Annotated in this window: 1 protein-coding gene; it reads right to left on the reverse strand. The window is 62.7% G+C overall.

Features of this window, described 5'->3' with window-relative positions; genetic code table 11:
• Positions 1-15: 15 nt before the first annotated feature.
• Positions 16-324 carry an NADH-quinone oxidoreductase subunit NuoK gene (nuoK, locus tag VE25_RS06960; RefSeq protein ID WP_046107887.1) on the reverse strand — a complete coding sequence of 103 codons (309 nt, stop codon included), beginning with the start codon at positions 322-324 and terminating at the stop codon, positions 16-18.
• Between the last annotated feature and the right edge of the window lie 135 nt (positions 325-459).

A 459-nucleotide genomic window follows, 5' to 3' on the forward strand; every position in this document is an offset into this window, starting at 1 on the left:
ATCATGGCGGGTGCCCTAGCCCTTCATCATGTTGTCGTCGTCGACCGCGATAGAGCCGCGGTTACGGTAGAAGATCACGAGGATGGCAAGGCCGATGGCCGCTTCCTCCGCCGCGACGGTGAGGATCATCAGCGCGAAGACCTGCCCCTGCAGGTCCCCCAGGTGCGCCGAGACCGCCACGAGGTTGACATTGACCGCGAGGAGGATCAGCTCGACCGCCATCAGGATGATGATGACGTTCTTGCGGTTGAGGAAGATCCCGAAGACGCCGACCGTGAACTGGATTGCCGCTACGGTCAGGTAGTGACCGAGCCCGATTTCCAAGCCCATTGCCATGCTCCCCTTACAGCCCCTCCCCGCTCTTGACCTTGCCGGCATGCAGGTTCTCTCTCCGTTTCCCTGCGACCTGCCCCCTACGATGCTGCCGCACTGACCGGCTGTTTGAGCGTGGCCTCGCCC

This window comes from Devosia geojensis (assembly GCF_000969415.1).
Lineage (GTDB): Bacteria > Pseudomonadota > Alphaproteobacteria > Rhizobiales > Devosiaceae > Devosia > Devosia geojensis.